This window comes from Bacteroidota bacterium, assembly GCA_008933805.1.
In the GTDB taxonomy this organism is placed as follows: Bacteria; Bacteroidota; Bacteroidia; order UBA8524; family UBA8524; genus SB11.
On record WBUH01000010.1, the window covers coordinates 122,199 to 141,915 of the forward strand.

Here is a 19,717-nt window from a genome sequence, read left to right on the forward strand (position 1 = left end):
ACGGTATTACAGGTTAAATTGTATGCCTTGTGCCAACGGTAATTCAGTACCGTAGTTGATGGTATTGGTTTGACGGCGCATATACACCTTCCAAGCATCTGAACCGCTTTCGCGACCGCCGCCTGTTTCTTTTTCACCACCGAAAGCCCCGCCGATTTCAGCACCCGAAGTGCCTATGTTTACGTTGGCAATACCGCAATCGCTGCCGGCTGCTGCCAAAAAGCGTTCGGTTTCTAAGATATTGTTTGAGAATATTGATGAACTCAACCCTTGTGGTACATCGTTTTGCATAGCAATGGCTTCATCTATATTGCTGTATTTAAGCAAGTATAAGATGGGGGCAAAAGTTTCGTGCTGCACAATAGGGTAATGGTTTTGTGCTTCGGCAATGGTGGGTTTTACGTAACAACCCGATTCATAGCCTTCGCCTGAAAGTACTTCACCGCCTACTAACACAGTACCGCCTTGTTGTTTCAGTTGCTCAAGGGCGGTTTGGTAATTTTTCACTGCGTCTTTATCAATCAACGGACCTACCAATGTGCCGTTGCTTAATGGGTGACCGATGTTTAGCTGTGGGTAAGCCGACACCAGCATATTTTTAAATTTGTCGTAAATACTGTCTTGGACAATGATACGGCGGGTGGTGGTACAACGCTGTCCGCAAGTACCCGCAGCACCGAATATTACGGCGCGCAAAGCCATATCAAGGTTGGCATTTTCGCTGATAATGATGGCGTTGTTTCCGCCCAGCTCCAACAAGGCACGACCTAAACGTGCACCTACGGCTGCACCCACCAGTTTACCCATGCGGGTAGAACCTGTGGCCGAAACAAGGGGCATCCGCTTATCGTTGCTCATTAGCTCACCAATGCGGTAATCACCAATTATCAAGTTAAATATACCTTCGGGAAGGCTGTTTTCTTTCAATACTTCTGCCATCAGGTTGGTACAGGCAATGGCAGTAAGGGGTGTTTTTTCAGAAGGTTTCCAAACGGTTACATCTCCGCAAACAGCAGCCAACATGGCATTCCAGCTCCACACCGCTACGGGGAAGTTGAAGGCCGAAATAACGCCCACAATTCCTAAAGGATGGTATTGCTCGTACATACGGTGGTTGGGGCGCTCGCTGTGCATGGTTAACCCGTGCAACTGGCGTGAAAGACCCACTGCAAAATCGCAGATGTCTATCATCTCTTGTACTTCGCCCAAACCTTCCTGTAAAATTTTACCCATCTCGTAGCTTACCAACTCGCCCAGCGGTTGCTTGTATTCGCGCAACTTGTTACCGTACTGACGGATGATTTCACCGCGTTTTGGTGCGGGTACGGTACGCCAGTAGGCAAATGCCTCTTGGGCTTTTTCCATCATGGCGTTGTATTCGGCTTCGGTAGCCATTTTTACTTTGGCAATCAGTTGCCCGTCGGCGGGTGAGTATATTTCACGCACTTCGGCAGCGGCGGGACTTGCCCACACCTGTCCGGTGCTTGAAGCTTCGTTAAGGTCGTTTATTCCTAATTTTGATAGGGTTTCTTTAGCACTGTATGTTTGAGAAGAAGTAGTCATTGCAAAAATTTTTGCAAAGGTACAATTTTATAGCGGTTTGTTGGATGGGAGTGGAAGTCATGCTGAACTCGTTTCAGCATCGAACTCACAATTTACGATTGATACCAATGAGATCCCGAAACTAGTTCGGGAAGTCTGGCAACCGCACCCTTCGGCAGGCTCAGGAAACCATCCGCACTAACCCCACTGTCAAATTGATCGCAGCGAAATTTCCTATCGCAACTTTGCGAACACGACGCTACAACACATTTGTTATAAGATGCTTCCTTCGTCAGCATGACAGATTGGGCTTGCAATGCTTGCACCCCGTCATGTTGAACTTGTTTCAACATCGCAATACCAATTCACGCTAACTACCAATGAGATCCCGAAGCGAGTTCGGGAGGACGGCGGCCTATAAACAACAAAAGCCGCACAAGGCGGCTTTTGAGTAGTGTATTTGCTTAGGGTATTATTTCTTTTTACCCTTTGTTTTCATAGCAAGTTGCACAGCGTTGTAGGCGTTTACCACACCACCGCTAATGCACAGTTCTTTAAAATCAACCAAAGTTTCAGTACCGGGGGTTTTCACTTTAATAGTGATGGGGGTTACTGATTTCATAATGATTGATTTCACTTGTTCAGCAGTCAGTTCAGGGAAGTATGAACGGATTAGCGCGCACACACCTGCAGTTACAGGCGAAGCCATACTGGTTCCGCTAAACGAAGCATATTTATTATCAGGGGTGGTTGAGTTAATCTCTACACCGGGAGCAAATACGTCCACATTCTTTTTACCGTAGTTAGAAAACTCAGCAGGAATGTTTTCGCCGTATTCGTGAGCACAAGCACCTACTTCAATCCAGTTTTTAGCAGATCCTTTGCCTTCAAATTTATCGGTAGGGAAGTTATCTTCAAGATCAGTGTTTTTTGCATCGTTACCGGCAGCGTGCACCAGCAATACGTCTTTGCTTTCAGCGTATTTAACTGCTTCGTCAACCACTTGCTTGTTATAGCTGAAAGATTTACCAAAGCTCATGTTAATTACCGTAGCACCGTTATCCACTGCATAGCGGATACCGTTGGCAACGTCTTTATCACGCTCGTCGCCATCAGGCACAACGCGCACAATCATAATCTTAACGTTGTTGGCAACGCCATTAATACCTACGTTGTTAGAACGTATCGCACCGATAATACCTGCTACGTGGCTACCGTGGTCGCCTTGCGGGCCGCGGTAATCGTTGTTACCGTACACACGCTCGTTTTGGTCTTTGTAGTTATCACCCACAATGCTGCGGGGGTCAAAATCAACGTTGTAGCGGTGTTCAACTTCATTTTTGTAGTAGTTCAAAATACCGTCAAACTGCTCCTTAATACCGTCCATATCCATACCGTATCCAAAGAAGGTAGTGATGTATTTTGCAGCCAGCTCTTGGTAGGTACCTTTTGCTTTGTATTTTTTAATTTTATCAAGGGTTATTTTGCTGCCTATCTCTTTTTCAATTTCATCTACTGCCTGAATTATGTTTGAGAAACGGAAGTAGTTGTGGCTGGCTTCGTAATGACTTTCGAAGAAAGCAGGCTTTACTTTTTTGATATAGTAATCGTATTGTTTTTTCTCTTCTTTGGTCAGTTTCTTAACATCAACTGTAGCAAATTTCTTGCTGTATTCGGCATACACACGCGTTAACTCTAAGGCTTCAACATCAATGTTTCCGTCTTTACCGCCTATAAAATTCCAGCCGTGTACATCGTCAATATAACCGTTACCGTCATCGTCTTTACCGTTGCCGGGCACTTCTTTGTCATTTGTCCAGATAATATCGGCAAGGTCTTCGTGTTTAAAGTCAGTACCATCGTCAATTACAGCCACAATCACTGTTTTAGATTCTTTCCCTTGCAACAACTCATTGTAAGCCCTTTCAGCACTTACACCCAGTATTGAGTCTTTTTGCAAGTCAAGGTTAAACCAGTTTTCGGGCGCGCCGCCGCCTTGAGCCTGCACGGCAACAAAAGCCAACAGCAGCAACAGCGATAAGAAATAGTTTTTAATCTTCATCATAAATGTACTTTTTCAGTTATAGTTAAACAAAAGTAAGGGTAGGATACTATAAACGGTTACTTTTTGGATAAAACGCCTTTTTTGCGGGACAATGTTAACCGCGCAGTTAAATGGCTTGATAAATTACAATGCGCGAAGGGCTGGCATCACTATCAAAAGCACCCGCAGCTATGGTAAGCAGGTATTGGCCGTTGGCAACAGCATCGGGCACGTATATCAATTCAGTAATGGTGCAATTCATTCGGGTTGCCTGCGGGTAATTCCAAAACGCATGATGGGCAGCCAGTGCTCCACCATCCTCTTCCCTATCCACCGATGGCATATCCACCAGCAAATGTTCAATACCGCGTTCTCTAATCCAATCGGCAGCTTCTTTGCTTAAGTAAATAGGATTAGTTCCGCTGTACCTTTTTACTTTTTTATCCGTTCCATTAGGCAATGTGCGGATAATAAGGGCTTTGGCATCGTGTTTCACAGCCGCTGCCAATAGTTCAGCAGTAATGATAAAATCGCCGTCGGGCAACCTATCGGGGGTAATTGATACCAACTCGGCATCAAACAAAAACTCTTTTAAACACTCGTGCAAAGCAACGCGCTCTTTACTGATATGCCCTACACACTCAGTGTGAGTACCATTTCCGTGTGCGTTGAAGGTGATGTTCTCACAATTACATGCACCACCCATAGCGGTTGACCCTACAAATCCTCCTGCAACCAGTGGTGTTATCACTGCATCGGGGATATAAAAAGCATTTACGGTATCAGGCCCTTGCAACACAGCCAAAGTAAGCTCTATACCCTTTTGGGTATCAAAAGAAACTTCTGCGCCACCAACAACAGTTTTTAGTATCATAATACGGGAGCAAAGTAATGGCAATACATCAAAAACCCAAGCAAAAACCTTTATGCAATAACAGCCTGCCCTGCGAGCGTTTAAAAATGGTTAATATTGTGTAGAGTTTTGTATGGAATATAAAGTAAAACGTGTGTGGAAACTGCTGTTATTGCTGTTTGCCATTTGTATAGCCCTTTTCTCGTTGTTGTACACACAAACCCTTGCCAGTAAACTGGCCGAACAGGAAAAGCGTAATATGGAAATTTGGGCCCATGCTACTAACCTGCTTGTGAACTCGGTGAGTTATGAGGGCGAGGACGAAGCCATTGATAAATTTATCAGTGATGCAAATACGTTTTGTATTAATGTAGTGAAGAAGAACACCACTATCCCGGCTATCATGCTTGACCAAGAGGAAAACATTATGACGTTTGTGAACCTCGACTCGAATAAGCTGGCTACCGACTCGAAATACCAATACAAAAAGCTGGAAGAGATGAAGCTTGAGAACAATGACACTATCATCATCAACATTTCTGACCAAGCTAAAAACTATATTTATTACGAAAACTCTACGCTGCTTAGTCAGTTGCAATACTTTCCCATCTACCAAATGACGCTTATAAGCTTGTTTTTGCTGGTATCGTATTTTGCTTTCAACGCATCACGCCGAAGCGAGCAAAACCGCGTATGGGTGGGGCTGGCAAAAGAAACCGCACACCAATTGGGCACGCCGATATCCTCGTTGCTGGCTTGGATTGACCTTTTTAGAGCATCGGAAGGCAATATTGACAGTGAGCTGATTACTGAAATGGAGCACGATGTAAAACGATTGGAATTGGTAACCGAACGTTTCTCGAAAATTGGCTCAGAACCGGAACTAAAACCCGAAAATATTGAGCAGGTACTTGAAAAAGCTGTGGGCTACTTAAAAAACCGTGTGTCAAGCAAAGTAGCCTTTACCATTGACGCCTCACGACTAACGCATCCTACGGCACAGGTAAATATTCCGTTGTTTGAGTGGGTGGTTGAAAACCTATGTAAAAATGCTATTGATGCGATGGAAGGACAAGGAAAAATAGATTTTATGATTACAGAAACCCGCAAAAAAATAATTATCGATGTGCGGGATACGGGCAAAGGCATCCCTTCCTCGCAATTTAAAACGGTTTTTAAACCCGGCTTCACAACCAAAAAGCGCGGCTGGGGTTTGGGGCTATCGCTGGTGAAACGTATCATTCAAGATTACCACAAAGGCAATATCTTTGTAAAAGCCAGTGTAGTAGGCGTTGGTACTGTTTTTAGAATTGTTTTGAATAAATAAAATGAACCCACTGATAATTATACTTATAGCCTGTATAGTGGCAGCAGGCTGTGCTTCGTCTGCTGTTGTAAAAAAAGAAACTCTGGAAACAACAAAAAGTACCCCGCAACAATATACATATATCGATACTACCTCTGATGAGATTCCTACGCATTATCCAGGTGGAGATGCCGCAAGAATTGAGTTTATCAATAACAACCTTGTATATCCTGAAAATGCCAAAAAAAACAGCTTGATGGGGACTGTATATGTTACATTTATAGTGGAAACCGATAGCTCAACAAGTAATATTGTTGTTACAAAAACTTTTGATGAAGAATGCGGTAAGGAAGCTGCAAGAGTAGTTTCATTAATGAAATGGGTTCCCGGAAAACAAAAGGGGAATAAAGTGCGAGTGAGAATTTCTATGCCAATTAAATTTAGATTATGATAAAGCCTTATAAAATTATAGTATTATTTGCCATTATTGGTCTTTGCGCTTGCAAAACAACAAAAACAGAAGAACCTGTTTTTGAGATAGTTGAAGTAATGCCTGAATATCCGGGTGGAGATGAAGCGAGACAAAAGTTCATCGCCCAAAATATTGTTTATCCTCCGCTTGCTATTGAAAATAATAAGCAAGGCACTGTAATTATTCAGTTTGTCGTTGAGAAGGACGGCAACGTTAGTAATGTGACAGCTTATAAAAGTTTTGACGAAGATTGCTCAAAAGAGGCTATCAGAGTAGTAAAGCTGATGAAATGGAAACCGGGGGAACAAAGGGGCAAGAAAGTGCGAGTTAAGATGTTATTACCAATTAAATTTAAATTGAAATAATTTGCCACGCATTATAGCCATAGATTACGGCACCAAGCGGGTGGGACTGGCGGTTACCGACGAGTTGAAAATTATTGCTACCTCGCTGGGTACTGTGCACGCGAAGGATGTGATTAACTACCTGAAAGAATATTGCACGCAAAACAACGTGGAAACTTTTGTGGTGGGCCTACCCAAGCAAATGGACGGCAGTGCTTCTGAATCAGAAAGGCATATACAGGCATTTTTAAATGCCGTAAAGAAGAATTTTCCTACGATGCCCGTGGTTCGCTACGATGAACGGTTTACTTCTAAAATTGCCTCCCGCTCTTTAATAGATAGCGGAGTGAAGAAAAAAGACCGCCAAAACAAAGAATTGTTGGATACTGTGAGTGCTGTATTAATTTTGCAGGATTATTTAGAGACTGTACGATGATTTTACCAGTAATTGCCTACGGCGACCCCGTATTGAGGAAGGAAGCCGAGGACATAACCCCTGATTACCCTAATTTGAAGGAACTGATTGCCAACATGTACGAAACCATGTATGCAAGCAGCGGTGTAGGCTTGGCCGCCCCCCAAATAGGATTGCCCATTCGCCTGTTTGTGGTGGATGCGGCTCCTATGTTTGAAGATGAAGAAGGGGACGCTAAAAAAGAATTTAAACGCACCTTTATTAATGCCTACATATTGGATGAAGAAGGCAAAAAATGGGATTTTGAAGAAGGTTGCCTAAGCATCCCTACCATCCGCGAGAAGGTTAACCGCCACTCGAAAATAAAAATCGAGTACAGGGATGAAGATTTTAACCTTCACGAAGAGGAGTTTGACGGCATTATTGCCCGTATTATCCAACACGAGCACGACCATACTGACGGCAAACTATTTATCGACCACATTAGCCCCTTGCGCCGCCGTTTGCTGAAAGGCAAACTGAACGACATTAGCGCGGGTCGCGTTCATACCGACTACCGCATGAAGTATCCCATCAAAAAGTAATTTGATTATCTCTAAAGGATTAAAAATCCTTTTCAATTTATATAAACACGAAGCGGGACTGACGTCCCGCTTCGTGTTTAATTATAGCAGTAATTGGGTGTCAACCCTTTTGTTTCCCTTAAAACTTCATAGCAAGCGTTACAAAAAAGTTGGTAGTTGCCGCAGGGTAATATGCTGCGGGCGTGGTAACCGTGCGATTGCCGTTGGCATCCTGCACCATACTGTTGCCCCAACCGCCCAAAGCACCCGATGGACTGTATAACGTATTGCTAAAGTTGTTTACACGTACGCTAAGGGTTTGCTCACCCATACCTGTCCATTGGTCAAGTTTTATACCAAGCACTGCATCACCTACAAAAAACGAAGGCAACGAAAGGCTTTCGGTCTCGGTATTATCCAAGTATTGCTTGCCTACATAGCGACCATTCAGCTCAATACTTAAAAACGGTAGCGGGCTGTATTTTACCCCTTGGTTAATAATCACCGCAGGACTAAACGCAGGGTTGATATTTTTGAAGGTAACCCCATCATTGCCGCTACCTACTGGGTTGCCGTTTTCATCGGTAATGCTGTAATACTGGGTAAAGCTATTGATGCTGTTGCTGCTAAAGCTTGAAGCATGGGTAATAGCCCAACGCTTATCAATAACAAGCATACCATCAATCTCAATACCGGCACGGGTGCCGCTACCTGTGTTTTGGGTAATGGGCGAGCCAAATTGGTTTAGTAACCCTGTATTGGCAATTTGGTTGTTAAACGCCATGTAATACACGTTAGCGTTCACCCACAGGTTTTTGGTTGAAATCTTGGTACCCAACTCAATATCGGTAACGGTTTCAGGCTTCAAATCGTCCTGTTTAATATCGCGCCAGGCAAGGTCGTCGCGCAAGTAATCGCTGCGGGTGGGTTCACGCCCGGTCATCCCTGCATTCAAATAAAAACCTATGTTTTTATCCAGTTGGTAGCTCACTCCTACTTTAGGGTTGATAAACAACCACTCCATTGGCTCTACATTATACTCGGTAAACAGGTATTCCATTTTGTCAACCTTGTACTTCCAGCTTGCTCGGCGTGCTTGCACATCGGCAAAAAAAGTAAGCTTCTCCCCTACTGTATAAGCCGCCTTTACAAAAGCGCTCATTTCTTGCTTAGTGCCCGTGTTTGAGTACCACACATGGCCGGGGGTTACGCCCGCAGGCAAGGTTTGCGCCCAAGCTACTTGGTTAAAGTGCCTGCTCACAAACTTATTGGCGTGAACACCCACACTCACATTCAGTTTTTTAGCTGTGTAATTAAGCGAGGCGAAACCACCTGTAAACTCTTGGTCTAATCGGTAGCGGGCTACAAAATCGGTAGTAGTCACCGTATCGCCGTTGCGAACAATAGTGTCTGAAGGGGCGTTGAGGTATGAAAGCGGAGCACCGTACCACAAATAATCAAAATACGGAGCATCGCCCTTCACATAATACGCCGATGCAGATGCATTCAACTTCGACGAAATATGATAAGTGTATTGCAACTGGTAAAACCGTTGGCGAAACTCATCCCTTTCTTCGGGAGTTAGAGGGTTAGCCCTGCGGTTTTTCTCAAGCGTGGCCTTATCTATCGCGGCATATGACAGTTGAGATTGCGAAATACCGCCCCACGCATTGAATTTTAACAACGAGCGTTTGCCAAACAACCCGCCGCTCAAAAAATAGGACTGATTGTGGCTTTGCGAATGCTCGCGGTAACCGTCTGAACGTAAATCCGACAAGCGACCGTAAAACGCCACCTTACCATTGGCTAAACGTCCTGTTTGGTATTCCACCGTATTCCTCATAGAGTTGAACGATCCGAAACCGCTGTGCAATGAAAACGAAGGACTTTCGTCAAGGTTTTTGGTAACCACATTAAGCGAGCCGCCCAATGCCGCAGTACCGTTGCTGCTGGTACCTACCCCGCGCTGAATTTGAATTTCAGATGCGCTGCTGGCCAAATCACTAAAGTTGTTGGTGTAAAATCCTTGCGTTTCAGCATCGTTCACAGGCACCCCGTTAATGGTCATATTAATACGAGTTTGGTCGATACCGCGCAACCTGAAACCCGAATACCCCATGCCGTTTCCGGCATCAGAATATGAATTAACAGAGGGCGTGGCGATAATCAAAGCGGGGATGTCATGCCCTACATACCTCGCCTCAATATCAGCCGTTTTTAGCGAACTGAGGGTAATGGGCGTTTTAGCCGAAGCCCTAAAAGCCTCTACTACTACCGCCTCACTTTCTACCACCTGTTCTTCTAAGTTAAAAACAAGGGGTTGCGAAGGGTCGGCAGCCGATACAGTAAGCAGCATTTGCTGTGTTTGGTAGCCGGTAAGACTAGCCACAAGGGTGTAAGTTCCGGGTTTAACGCCGGCAATGGTAAATTGTCCGATTTTGTTGGTGGTTGCCGATTGGCGGGCCACATCGTCTACCTTCAACTGCAAATACACGTTGGCTAGCGGTTGGCCGTCGTTTGCTTGGTAAACATAACCGGTAAGTGTTGTTTGGGCAATAAGCCCTGTGGTGAGAACAAAGGCCCCGAAAAAGGCCAGAATGAAACGAAACATTTGTTTGATGAATATTTTGGTTAAACAACAGCACATGGCAGGGGCAGCCCTGCGCCTTAAAATTGTTAAACCCATCTTATTCCCTTCGCAGGCATTATCCCGTTCAGGTTCAAAGGGTATGATCTCAGCCGTAGAAGTTTTTGGTTTTAAGTTTTATGTTTTAAGAAGGACTTTAAACATACAACCTGAAACTTGGAACTGCCTTCGGCACCCCTAAAGACTCATCGTCGGTGCAAAGCAACACAAAAAATCCCAGAGTGCTTACACAATTTTAACATAGTGCCCATACCCCACTGTAAATGTGTTTCTTCAAGTTACGGTGTTACTTAGTTACACGGTTACCGTGTTATTTTTGTTACGCACTGCCCAAGGGTTTGCGGGTTTGGGTTGTATAAAGGGTGGTTACAGCTTTCAAAGAACTATGTCCGATGAAGAGTAATTGGCAGAAAATTATAAATGAACCTGCCCCCAATAAATCAATTGAAATTATACTGATTTTACTTGTTATACCGACGGGCATAAAGCCCGCCTCTTGTAAAATGGTTCGTCCCGAATGGTTTTAAACCATTCGGGACGTTATACTCAAAAGAACTGAATTTTATATTCAGGCAAATGTAAAAGAGAAGCTTACTCTATCACCTCTTCCTCCCCTTTTACATCAAGGTTGTAGAAGAAACCAACATTTACCCCTACTGAAAGTAAACGGTATTTTAAATCGCCCGAAGTAGTATTAAACAAGGGCACGGTAAGCATAGGCTGAGTGATAAAGCCCAACTTGTTTGAATAATTATAGTTACCCCTAAAACCCAGCATTCCGCTAATATTGGCAAAATTGGGTCGCAGGTAAGTGTTTTTAAGATTAAACGAGCGGTCGTTATCAATTGTAAAACCCTTTAGTCGCACAGCAACACGGTCTTGCAGCAGAAAATTCAACGATGCCCCGTAGCTCACAAAAAACTCCCAGTGCTTTGATTTCTTTTGGTTGAAGTACACACGACGGTTTAATAACGCAGGGATATCCAAGTAATCAAACACGTAATTCAACTCAGCCGTTGGCGAAGGAATGGTTAAAATGGTTTGATCCAGCGGTTCTAAATCAGGATGAATAACCGTTTTGGGCAGCAAGTTGCCCACTACCTTCACAAACCCTGTATTGGTGTATTGAAGCCCGATTTGCAACGTAGTGTTTTTGCCCAACTCTTTTTGGTATTGCAAGAACACAGAATACCCTAAACGGTTTTTCTCTGAAGTTGACAATGAATCGTTGCGCTTCACCGACTTACTATTCGAAAACCGAAACGTGTATTGCGGCTGAAAGGTAGCTGCTATGTAATTGTATTTGTGCTGGGTTTGCGCAAAGGCAGCCACAACAGCAAAAAGCGATACAGCAAGCAGGATACATTTTCTCATAGGTTCGTTTTTAGTTAAGAGCCGCTAAGTTGTCATTTAGCAGCCTCAGTTTTGCTTCGGCATCTGCTTTTTTCTGGCGTTCGCGTTCCACAATATCCCCTTTGGCATTTGCTACAAACTTTTCGTTACTCAGTTTGGCATCTACCGATTTAAGGAAACCTTGCAGGTAGCTTATTTCTTCTGCAATTTTAGCACGCTCTGCAACAGGGTCAATACTCTCTTCTAAAAATACGTACAACGCATCGTTTTTAACCAACAGTTGCAACGCTCCTTGGGGTTTTTCGGTTAAAAACTCCAACTGCGAAACATTGGCCAGCTTGCGGATAATGTATTCAAAACTGCGGTAAGCGGCAGCGGTGGTATCGTTTTCACATACTAAAGCCGTTTTCAGTTCGTCTTTATGCGACATTCCCTTGCTGCTGCGCAGGTTGCGCATTTCGGTAATAAAGTCTATTGCAAGCGATGAAATGGCTTCAACGCCTTCTTTCACAGTAGGGTAATCTTCAACAATGATGGGTTTGGCCGGATTACCGTCGTTCAAATCGTGGTAAAGCTCCTCAGTGATAAAGGGCATAAACGGATGAACGATTTTCAGTAATTCTGAGAAATGGGCAATAGTAGCATCAAAAGCACCGCGGTTAATGGGTTTGCCGTATTCAGGCTTCACCATTTCAAGATACCAGGCACAGTAGTCGTCCCACACCAGCTTGTAAACAGCCATTAGAGCCTCGCTAAGGCGATATTCTTTAAACTTGTCCTCTATATCCTTTAAGCCTTCGTTAAGCTTGTAGGTAAGCCATTTCGATGCTAATTGGTTAGCTGCTACAATCTCTGCATCCACCGCACTGTCTTCTACCACTTCCCAACCTTTTACCAAACGGTAAGCATTCCATATTTTGTTACAAAAATTACGGCCTTGCTCCACTTGGCTAATATCGAACATTACATCATTGCCCGCCGACGATGAAAGCAGCATGCCCATACGCACACCATCGGCACCGTATTGGGCAATTAAATCAAGCGGGTCGGGTGAGTTGCCCAATTGCTTGCTCATTTTGCGGCCTTGCTTGTCGCGAACAATCCCTGTAAAATATACGTTCTTAAACGGTTTTTCGCTCCTGTATTCGTAGCCCGCCATTATCATACGCAACACCCAGAAGAAAATAATCTCGGGCGCGGTAACTAAATCGTCAGTTGGATAAAAAGCTTTTATATCATCGTTATTAGGGTCTTCAAACCCGTCAAACACGCTGATAGGCCACAACCATGATGAGAACCAAGTATCCACAACGTCTTCGTCTTGTTTCAGATGTTGGATGTCAGATGTTGGATATTGGGATTTATATTTATCGAGGGCTTCATCGTGGGTGGCGGCAACCACATAGTTGCCTGCCTCATCATACCATGCAGGTATACGCTGACCCCACCACAACTGGCGCGATATGCACCACTCACGGATATTCTCTACCCAGTGGCGGTAGGTATTTTTAAATTTGGCAGGGTGAAACTTAATTTCATCGTCCATTACCGCCTGCAATACTTTTGGGTTCTTTTCAATGAATTTCTTCATATCCACAAACCACTGCTTGCTTAGGCGGGGTTCAATCACAGCATCGGTACGCTCGCTGTAACCTACGCTGTTTTTAATGTCTTCAATCTTATTTATCTGTCCGGCTTCTTCAAGGTCTTTCACAATCTGCTTGCGCACTGCAAACCTATCCATGCCTACATAATATCCTGCTATCGAAGCTATAGTACCGTCTTCGTTAAAAATATCAATGGTATCAAGCTTGTGCTTTTTGCCCAGTTCAAAGTCATTAATATCGTGGGCAGGGGTTACCTTTAAGCAACCGGTACCAAACTCAATATCAACGTACTCATCAAAAATTACAGGTACTTCGCGGTTCACCACGGGCACAATTACCTTTTTGCCTTTCAAATGAGCATATCGTTCGTCGTTAGGGTTCACGCAAACAGCAGTGTCACCCAACAAGGTTTCGGGACGGGTGGTAGCAATGGTTAAGTAACCATCTTCACCCGCAATTTTATAATTGATGTAAAATAATTTCGATTGAACGTCTTTGTGGATTACCTCTTCATCACTTACCGAGGTTTTTGCCGAAGGGTCCCAGTTTACCATCCGCTCACCGCGGTAGATAAGTCCCTTCTCATACAAATCAACAAATACATTAATTACGGCATCGCTCATCACGGGCTCCATCGTAAATCGGGTACGGTCCCAATCACAACTGGCGCCTAGTTTCTTTAGCTGTTCAAGTATTATTCCGCCGTATTTTTCTTTCCACTCCCAAGCGTGTTCCAAAAACTTCTCACGGCCTATTTCAGCTTTGTTAATGCCTTGCTCTTTCAGCATTTTTACCACCTTAGCTTCCGTAGCAATACTGGCATGGTCGGTACCGGGCACCCACACAGCTTCTTTGCCCATCATGCGCGCACGGCGGGTAAGAATATCCTGTATGGTATTGTTTAGCATGTGCCCCATGTGCAACACACCCGTTACGTTGGGCGGGGGAATGACCACACTGTACTTAGGTTTTGGTGAACGGGCATCGGCTTTAAAATAGCCTTTGTCCATCCAGTATTTATACCATTTGTCTTCTACTTCTGCGGGGTTATATGTTTTTGAAAGTTGCATACGAACCGCGAAAATACGGATTTTTAGCGACGGGTGTTAAACCCGTTGTTCTCACAATGGAGTTTTCTCAATAGCGGCAGGTTTTATACCTGCCGAAGCTAGATAAACATTTCGGCGCGCATAAAGCCGCTTCTTGCGCAAGGGTTCTTTTTAGATGGGGTTGAAACCCCATCTTGTTACAATTACCTTCCGGCAAGGGACTTAAGTCCCTTGCCGGAAGGTAATTACAAAAGCGACAGGTTTTAACCTGTCATACAAAACAAAAAAGCCGCCTGTAAACAGGCGGCTTTGTATAAATTAGTCGGTTAATCTTTATTAAGTAAGTACTATCACTTTGTTTTCAAGTACCTCAATAATCCCACCGTTAATATCAAAGCTGTGGGTACCTTCAGCATCCACCACACGCACTTTACCTGCATTTAAACTGCTGATAATGGCGGCGTGGTTATTAAGCACCTCAAACGAGCCTTTGCTTCCGGGTACTTTCACACGGCTCACTGTGCCGCTGTATAATACCTTATCGGGGGTGATGATTTCTAATTGCATGGTTTAACTATTTATCGGTACAACTTTTACAATTAAGCGCGGGCGTCAGCCAATAGTTTTTCACCTTTAGCTATCGCTTGCTCAATAGTACCCACCAAGTTAAAGGCAGCTTCAGGATATTGGTCAACTTCACCATCCATAATCATGTTAAAGCCTTTAATGGTATCGTTAATATCAACCAACACACCTTCTAAACCTGTAAACTGAGCAGCTACGAAGAAAGGTTGAGACAAGAAACGTTGTACACGACGAGCGCGGTGTACTACTAGTTTATCGTCTTCGCTCAATTCGTCCATACCCAAAATTGCGATAATATCTTGCAATTCTTTGTAGCGTTGCAACAACATTTTCACACGTTGAGCGCAACCGTAGTGTGCTTCGCCCAAAATATCAGGAGAAAGAATACGTGAAGTAGAATCTAGAGGGTCAACCGCTGGGTAAATACCCAACTCGGCAATTTTACGGCTCAATACCGTTGTAGCATCCAAGTGGGCAAATGTTGTTGCAGGAGCAGGGTCAGTCAAGTCATCCGCAGGTACATATACCGCTTGCACAGAGGTAATAGAACCGCGTTTGGTTGAAGTAATACGCTCTTGCATCGCACCCATCTCAGAAGCAAGTGTAGGTTGGTAACCCACCGCTGATGGCATACGACCCAAAAGAGCCGATACCTCAGAACCTGCCTGAGTAAAACGGAAAATGTTATCTACGAAGAAAAGGATATCACGACCTCCTGATTTTTCATCACCATCGCGGAAATATTCTGCGATTGACAAACCGGTTAGTGCCACACGGGCACGTGCCCCAGGAGGTTCGTTCATCTGTCCGAAAACGAAGGTTGCTTTTGATTCTTCCAAATCTTTAGCACCCACTTTATCTACAGACCATCCGCCTTCTTCCATATCGTGCATAAAAGCTTCACCGTATTTCACAATACCTGCTTCAATCATCTCACGCAACAAGTCGTTACCTTCACGGGTACGCTCACCTACGCCAGCAAATACTGAGAAACCGTCGTGTGCTTTCGCAATGTTGTTAATCAATTCCTGAATCAATACGGTTTTACCTACACCCGCACCACCAAACAAACCGATTTTACCACCCTTTGCGTAAGGCTCTAAAAGGTCGATAACCTTAATACCTGTAAACAAAGGCTCGGTAGCGGTTGAAAGATCCTCAAAACGGGGAGCTTTTTGGTGAATTGAGCGTTCGCCTGTTTTTTGGATAGGCAACAAACCGTCAATACTTTCACCCACCACATTCAACAAACGACCGCGTACGGCTTCGCCTGTAGGAACGCTGATAGGGTTGCCGGTATGCACAGCATCCATACCACGGGTCAAACCATCGGTACTATCCATCGCAATGGTACGTACCATGTTTTCGCCAAGGTGCTGTTGCACTTCTAATACCAATGTGTTTCCATTGCCACGGCTAATGTGCAAGGCATCATAAATTTTGGGGAGTTGTGCGTTATCGCCGGTAAAACTTACGTCCACTACCGGACCGATAACCTGTGCTACTTTACCTATATTTGACATATTTGAGGAACTTAATCTCTTGTTTTTTTCGGGCGCAAAGGTATCATTTTATTACTTAAAAAAAACTTCGTAACGATATTTGTTTAAACTTCTTATAGACGATTGAAAAAACTTACCCCTGATTTTTACCTGCGCGAAGATGTATTGCAAATTGCCCGCGATTTGATAGGTAAAGAGCTTATAACCAATATAAACAGTACGATAACCAGCGGAATTATTACTGAAACCGAAGCCTATGCGGGGGTGGTTGACCGTGCCAGCCATGCTTACGGTGGCCGCCGTACCAACCGCACAGAAACGATGTATGCCGCAGGAGGCATTAGCTATGTGTATTTGTGCTATGGCATACACCATTTGTTTAATGTGGTAACTAACGTAAAGGAGGTGCCGCACGCGGTTTTAATCCGCAACATACAACCTTTAAAGGGACTTGAAACAATACTGGAACGCCGCAGAAAAAAGAAGATTGATAAAACCTTGAGTACAGGCCCCGGCACTATGAGCGAGGCGCTGGGTATAAAAACCCTGCACAACGGTTTTGATTTGACTGGAGATACCGTTTGGATTGAAGACGCAGGCATTACCATTGCAAACGAGACTGTAAAAATTACCCCACGCATAGGGGTTGATTATGCCGGCGAAGATGCTAAATTACCCTACAGGTTTTTGGCTGAAAAGATTATCATATAAATAATACTTTGCTAAGTAAATTACCGTTGTACTATTAAAATATGAAACGATACACAATTGCTACGCTCGTTCTCGTGCTTCTTACATCAGGGGTATGGCTGATTGGCAGAACAAAGCCCTCAAACACTAAAACCCCGCCAAACAAAATTGTTTTGGTAGAAGGAGATATCCTCTTTCAAAGCAGCGAGGGAGGACAGGGTAAGGCCATCCAATTAGCTACAGGTTCAAAATATAACCATTGCGGAGTTTTATACATAAAAGGAACAGACTTGTATGTACTGGAGGCAAACGGTCCTGTGGGACTAACCCCGTATGCAGACTTTATTAACCGCACCGGTGGGGAGTATCGTGTTAAGCGACTTAAAAACAGGAACTCATATTTTAACGATAGCACTCTAAAGCTTTTTAAAGCAGAGGGGAATAAATACAAGACAACACCGTATGACCCTTACTTCGGCTGGAACGATAGTTTAATTTATTGCAGCGAGCTGGTATGGAAGATATATAACCGTGCGTTGGGGCTTGAAGTTGGTAAACTGCAAAAGCTAAAAGAGTTTAATCTAACCCACCCCATTGTAAAAGCCAAACTTGAAGAACGTTTTGGAAAAAATATCCCTTACGATGAAAAGGTAATTTCTCCCGCGGCAATTTTTGAAAGCGAATTGCTGGAGACAGTGAGATAAATAAAGTACCTTCTTCTAACCCTGAAACTATTTAGGCAGGAAGCCTTATGCCCGTAGGCAAGATTCCCATCAGTGCCACAGGTTGAAAATCTAACTCTCGCCTTCTGTTTTTGCAGCTTCACCAATTTCGGTAACACCGCCCGTAACAATAAACTTCATTACTTCGGAAGAGTTGGCATCAATCGATTTTACTTTATCGGCATTTACAATAAATACATTGCCCGAAAAATTATAGCTGTGCGGAAAATACACCGATACAAAACCTTCAAACCCAATGATGCTTAAATCTTTGTGCGTTACAAAACCCATTTTATAAATACCGTCGCCCATTTGCACAGCCACAGGCTCTTTAAACTTGCGTTTATCCCCCACAAAGGCTTCTAAAAAGTCTTTTATCGAGGTATAAATTACCTTTACACCGGGTACTTTTTCAAGCAGGTCATCAATAATATCAAGAATTGGTCGCAGTAACAGTCCTGAACCCACAAACCCAATCAACGTTACGCCCACCAATATTACGGCAATACCTACACCGGGCACGTTAAAATCAAGCAAATGATCCAACCAGCGCACCATTTGTATCACCAGCCATACCGTACCCCCCACGGGAAGGATAATCAATATCCCCCGCAAAAAGTACTTCAGCACTTTGCTGGCTGCCAGTTTCAAAAAGTTTTTTGAGTATTTAAATTCCATTTATGGGCTTAATTATGCCTGCCCTTGCAACAAATCTTTGCCTATATCGCGGCGGTAAAATTTATTCTCAAATTGTATCACCTCAGCGGCCGCCAATGATTTTGAAACAGCTTCGTTAATATCACTACCAAAAGCTGTTAACGCAATCACACGTCCGCCGTTGCTCACCACTTGTCCGTTATCGGTTTTAGTACCCGCCTGCAATACCAATACATCCTCAACATTTTCGATACCGGTAATGATTTTACCTTTTTCGTAACTATTCGGGTAACCTGCTGAAACCAGCATTACCGCCGTAGCCGTTTGGGGATTAATTTGCGGGGTAATGGTATTTAGCGTACCGGTTGCCACGGCATTCATCACCTGTACCAAATCAGTTTGCAAACGTGGGAAAACCACTTCGGTTTCAGGGTCGCCCATTCGGCAATTGTATTCAATCACATAAGGCTCACCTGCCACACTCATCAGCCCTATAAAAATAATTCCTTTATAATCTATCCCCTCAGCCTTCAATCCTTTTACGGTAGGCTCCACAATACGTTCGCGCACCTTATTCATAAACACATTATCCGCAAACGGCACCGGAGAAACTGCTCCCATACCACCCGTGTTAGGCCCTGTATCACCCTCCCCAATGCGTTTATAATCTTTAGCTTCGGGTAGTAAAATATAATTCTCACCATCCGTTACCACAAACACCGATAATTCAATTCCTTTCAAAAACTCCTCAATCACCACTCGCGAGCTGGCATCGCCAAACTTTGCATTTTGCAGCATTTCTGTCAGTTCAGCTTCTGCATCGGCCAAATTGTCGGGTATCACAACCCCTTTGCCTGCTGCCAAGCCGTCAGCCTTCAAAACAAAAGGAGGTTGCAATGTCTTTAAAAAGTCAAATGCATCATTCAACGTATCTTTTGTAAACGTTTTATAAGCCGCCGTAGGAATTAAATGACGCGCCATAAATTGTTTAGAAAAATCTTTGCTTCCCTCTAGCTGGGCTCCTTCTTTTGATGGACCAAAAACAGGTATATGCCTCAACTCAGGGTTGTTAGAAAAATAATCCGAAACGCCTTTCACCAGGGGGTCTTCGCCACCGGGCACCAAAAGCGTTATATTATTATCAACACAAAACTTCCCAATTTTATCAAAATCATCAACCGCAATATTCACATTGGTTCCGTATTGCTCAGTGCCCGCATTACCGGGGGCTATAAATAACTTAGCACACAACGGGCTTTGTGCCATTTTCCAAGCATACGCACTTTCGCGTCCGCCATTGCCCAGTAACAAAATTCTATGCTTAGTACTATCCATTCTTACGTATAAAAATCCGTGTGCAAAGTTG

At 43.9% G+C, this 19,717-nt stretch carries 17 protein-coding genes and 1 riboswitch; of the genes, 7 read left to right on the plus strand and 10 right to left on the minus strand.

Annotated elements, in window-relative coordinates; genetic code table 11:
* Window positions 1-6: 6 nt before the first annotated feature.
* From F9K23_11225 to F9K23_11235, 3 genes are all read right to left on the minus strand, one after another.
* Window positions 7-1,563, minus strand: coding sequence for an aldehyde dehydrogenase family protein (locus tag F9K23_11225; protein KAB2915411.1), 1,557 nt, complete (start codon window positions 1,561-1,563; stop codon window positions 7-9).
* Between the two features lie 451 nt (window positions 1,564-2,014).
* Complete coding sequence (locus F9K23_11230) at window positions 2,015-3,604, minus strand: S8 family serine peptidase (protein KAB2915463.1); 1,590 nt, start codon at window positions 3,602-3,604, stop codon at window positions 2,015-2,017.
* Between the two features lie 109 nt (window positions 3,605-3,713).
* On the minus strand, window positions 3,714-4,460 hold the full coding sequence (locus tag F9K23_11235) for a cyclase family protein (protein ID KAB2915412.1): 747 nt from the start codon (window positions 4,458-4,460) through the stop codon (window positions 3,714-3,716).
* Window positions 4,461-4,572: 112 nt separating this feature from the next.
* Here F9K23_11235 and F9K23_11240 point away from each other — a divergent pair, with 112 nt between their 5' ends.
* The 5 genes from F9K23_11240 to F9K23_11260 are packed head-to-tail and all read left to right on the plus strand — an operon-like array spanning window position 4,573 to window position 7,560.
* A complete protein-coding gene (locus tag F9K23_11240; GenBank protein ID KAB2915413.1) occupies window positions 4,573-5,766 on the plus strand; it encodes a GHKL domain-containing protein in 1,194 nt (397 codons plus the stop codon).
* Window position 5,767: 1 nt separating this feature from the next.
* Entirely contained in the window at window positions 5,768-6,196 is a 429-nt protein-coding gene (locus F9K23_11245) for an energy transducer TonB (protein ID KAB2915414.1), read from the plus strand.
* Window positions 6,193-6,582: an energy transducer TonB gene (locus tag F9K23_11250; protein ID KAB2915415.1), complete on the plus strand. Its 390-nt coding sequence runs from the start codon at window positions 6,193-6,195 to the stop codon at window positions 6,580-6,582. Before F9K23_11245 ends, F9K23_11250 begins: the two co-directional genes overlap by 4 nt.
* A gap of 1 nt (window position 6,583) precedes the next feature.
* Window positions 6,584-6,997, plus strand: coding sequence for a Holliday junction resolvase RuvX (gene ruvX, locus F9K23_11255; GenBank protein KAB2915416.1), 414 nt, complete (start codon window positions 6,584-6,586; stop codon window positions 6,995-6,997).
* Complete coding sequence (locus F9K23_11260; protein ID KAB2915417.1) at window positions 6,994-7,560, plus strand: peptide deformylase; 567 nt, start codon at window positions 6,994-6,996, stop codon at window positions 7,558-7,560. Before ruvX ends, F9K23_11260 begins: the two co-directional genes overlap by 4 nt.
* A gap of 118 nt (window positions 7,561-7,678) precedes the next feature.
* On the opposite strand, the gene F9K23_11265 is transcribed toward F9K23_11260, so the two are convergent.
* The 5 genes from F9K23_11265 to F9K23_11285 form a co-directional block, all read right to left on the minus strand.
* Window positions 7,679-10,225 (minus strand): TonB-dependent receptor, encoded by a 2,547-nt coding sequence (locus tag F9K23_11265; protein KAB2915418.1) that lies wholly within the window; start codon window positions 10,223-10,225, stop codon window positions 7,679-7,681.
* Window positions 10,213-10,375, minus strand: a riboswitch (TPP riboswitch). It overlaps the preceding gene by 13 nt.
* Window positions 10,376-10,777: 402 nt before the next feature.
* Window positions 10,778-11,560: an outer membrane beta-barrel protein gene (locus F9K23_11270; GenBank protein KAB2915419.1), complete on the minus strand. Its 783-nt coding sequence runs from the start codon at window positions 11,558-11,560 to the stop codon at window positions 10,778-10,780.
* Window positions 11,561-11,570: 10 nt separating this feature from the next.
* Window positions 11,571-14,216: a valine--tRNA ligase gene (locus F9K23_11275; GenBank protein KAB2915420.1), complete on the minus strand. Its 2,646-nt coding sequence runs from the start codon at window positions 14,214-14,216 to the stop codon at window positions 11,571-11,573.
* A 315-nt stretch (window positions 14,217-14,531) separates the two neighbouring features.
* Complete coding sequence (gene atpC / locus F9K23_11280; protein KAB2915421.1) at window positions 14,532-14,762, minus strand: ATP synthase F1 subunit epsilon; 231 nt, start codon at window positions 14,760-14,762, stop codon at window positions 14,532-14,534.
* Between the two features lie 32 nt (window positions 14,763-14,794).
* A complete protein-coding gene (locus F9K23_11285; protein ID KAB2915422.1) occupies window positions 14,795-16,303 on the minus strand; it encodes a F0F1 ATP synthase subunit beta in 1,509 nt (502 codons plus the stop codon).
* Between the two features lie 102 nt (window positions 16,304-16,405).
* Between F9K23_11285 and F9K23_11290 the strand changes: the two genes are divergently transcribed.
* Window positions 16,406-16,993, plus strand: a complete 588-nt coding sequence (locus F9K23_11290; protein ID KAB2915423.1) for a DNA-3-methyladenine glycosylase — start codon at window positions 16,406-16,408, stop codon at window positions 16,991-16,993.
* A 41-nt stretch (window positions 16,994-17,034) separates the two neighbouring features.
* Entirely contained in the window at window positions 17,035-17,676 is a 642-nt protein-coding gene (locus F9K23_11295) for a YiiX family permuted papain-like enzyme (GenBank protein ID KAB2915424.1), read from the plus strand.
* A 90-nt stretch (window positions 17,677-17,766) separates the two neighbouring features.
* Here F9K23_11295 and F9K23_11300 read toward each other — a convergent pair whose 3' ends face one another.
* Entirely contained in the window at window positions 17,767-18,372 is a 606-nt protein-coding gene (locus F9K23_11300) for a DUF502 domain-containing protein (GenBank protein KAB2915425.1), read from the minus strand.
* Window positions 18,373-18,384: 12 nt separating this feature from the next.
* Window positions 18,385-19,686: a phosphoribosylamine--glycine ligase gene (gene purD, locus F9K23_11305; GenBank protein ID KAB2915426.1), complete on the minus strand. Its 1,302-nt coding sequence runs from the start codon at window positions 19,684-19,686 to the stop codon at window positions 18,385-18,387.
* Between the last annotated feature and the right edge of the window lie 31 nt (window positions 19,687-19,717).

What these genes read in the sequence shown, in the direction of transcription:
- F9K23_11225 (KAB2915411.1), bottom strand. Translation starts at nt 1,563, where the DNA reads ATGACTACTTCTTCTCAAACATACAGTGCTAAAGAAACCCTATCAAAA.
- F9K23_11230 (KAB2915463.1), bottom strand. Translation starts at nt 3,604, where the DNA reads ATGAAGATTAAAAACTATTTCTTATCGCTGTTGCTGCTGTTGGCTTTT.
- F9K23_11235 (KAB2915412.1), bottom strand. Translation starts at nt 4,460, where the DNA reads ATGATACTAAAAACTGTTGTTGGTGGCGCAGAAGTTTCTTTTGATACC.
- F9K23_11240 (KAB2915413.1), top strand. Translation starts at nt 4,573, where the DNA reads ATGGAATATAAAGTAAAACGTGTGTGGAAACTGCTGTTATTGCTGTTT.
- F9K23_11245 (KAB2915414.1), top strand. Translation starts at nt 5,768, where the DNA reads ATGAACCCACTGATAATTATACTTATAGCCTGTATAGTGGCAGCAGGC.
- F9K23_11250 (KAB2915415.1), top strand. Translation starts at nt 6,193, where the DNA reads ATGATAAAGCCTTATAAAATTATAGTATTATTTGCCATTATTGGTCTT.
- F9K23_11260 (KAB2915417.1), top strand. Translation starts at nt 6,994, where the DNA reads ATGATTTTACCAGTAATTGCCTACGGCGACCCCGTATTGAGGAAGGAA.
- F9K23_11265 (KAB2915418.1), bottom strand. Translation starts at nt 10,225, where the DNA reads ATGGGTTTAACAATTTTAAGGCGCAGGGCTGCCCCTGCCATGTGCTGT.
- F9K23_11270 (KAB2915419.1), bottom strand. Translation starts at nt 11,560, where the DNA reads ATGAGAAAATGTATCCTGCTTGCTGTATCGCTTTTTGCTGTTGTGGCT.
- F9K23_11275 (KAB2915420.1), bottom strand. Translation starts at nt 14,216, where the DNA reads ATGCAACTTTCAAAAACATATAACCCCGCAGAAGTAGAAGACAAATGG.
- atpC (KAB2915421.1), bottom strand. Translation starts at nt 14,762, where the DNA reads ATGCAATTAGAAATCATCACCCCCGATAAGGTATTATACAGCGGCACA.
- F9K23_11285 (KAB2915422.1), bottom strand. Translation starts at nt 16,303, where the DNA reads ATGTCAAATATAGGTAAAGTAGCACAGGTTATCGGTCCGGTAGTGGAC.
- F9K23_11295 (KAB2915424.1), top strand. Translation starts at nt 17,035, where the DNA reads ATGAAACGATACACAATTGCTACGCTCGTTCTCGTGCTTCTTACATCA.
- F9K23_11300 (KAB2915425.1), bottom strand. Translation starts at nt 18,372, where the DNA reads ATGGAATTTAAATACTCAAAAAACTTTTTGAAACTGGCAGCCAGCAAA.
- purD (KAB2915426.1), bottom strand. Translation starts at nt 19,686, where the DNA reads ATGGATAGTACTAAGCATAGAATTTTGTTACTGGGCAATGGCGGACGC.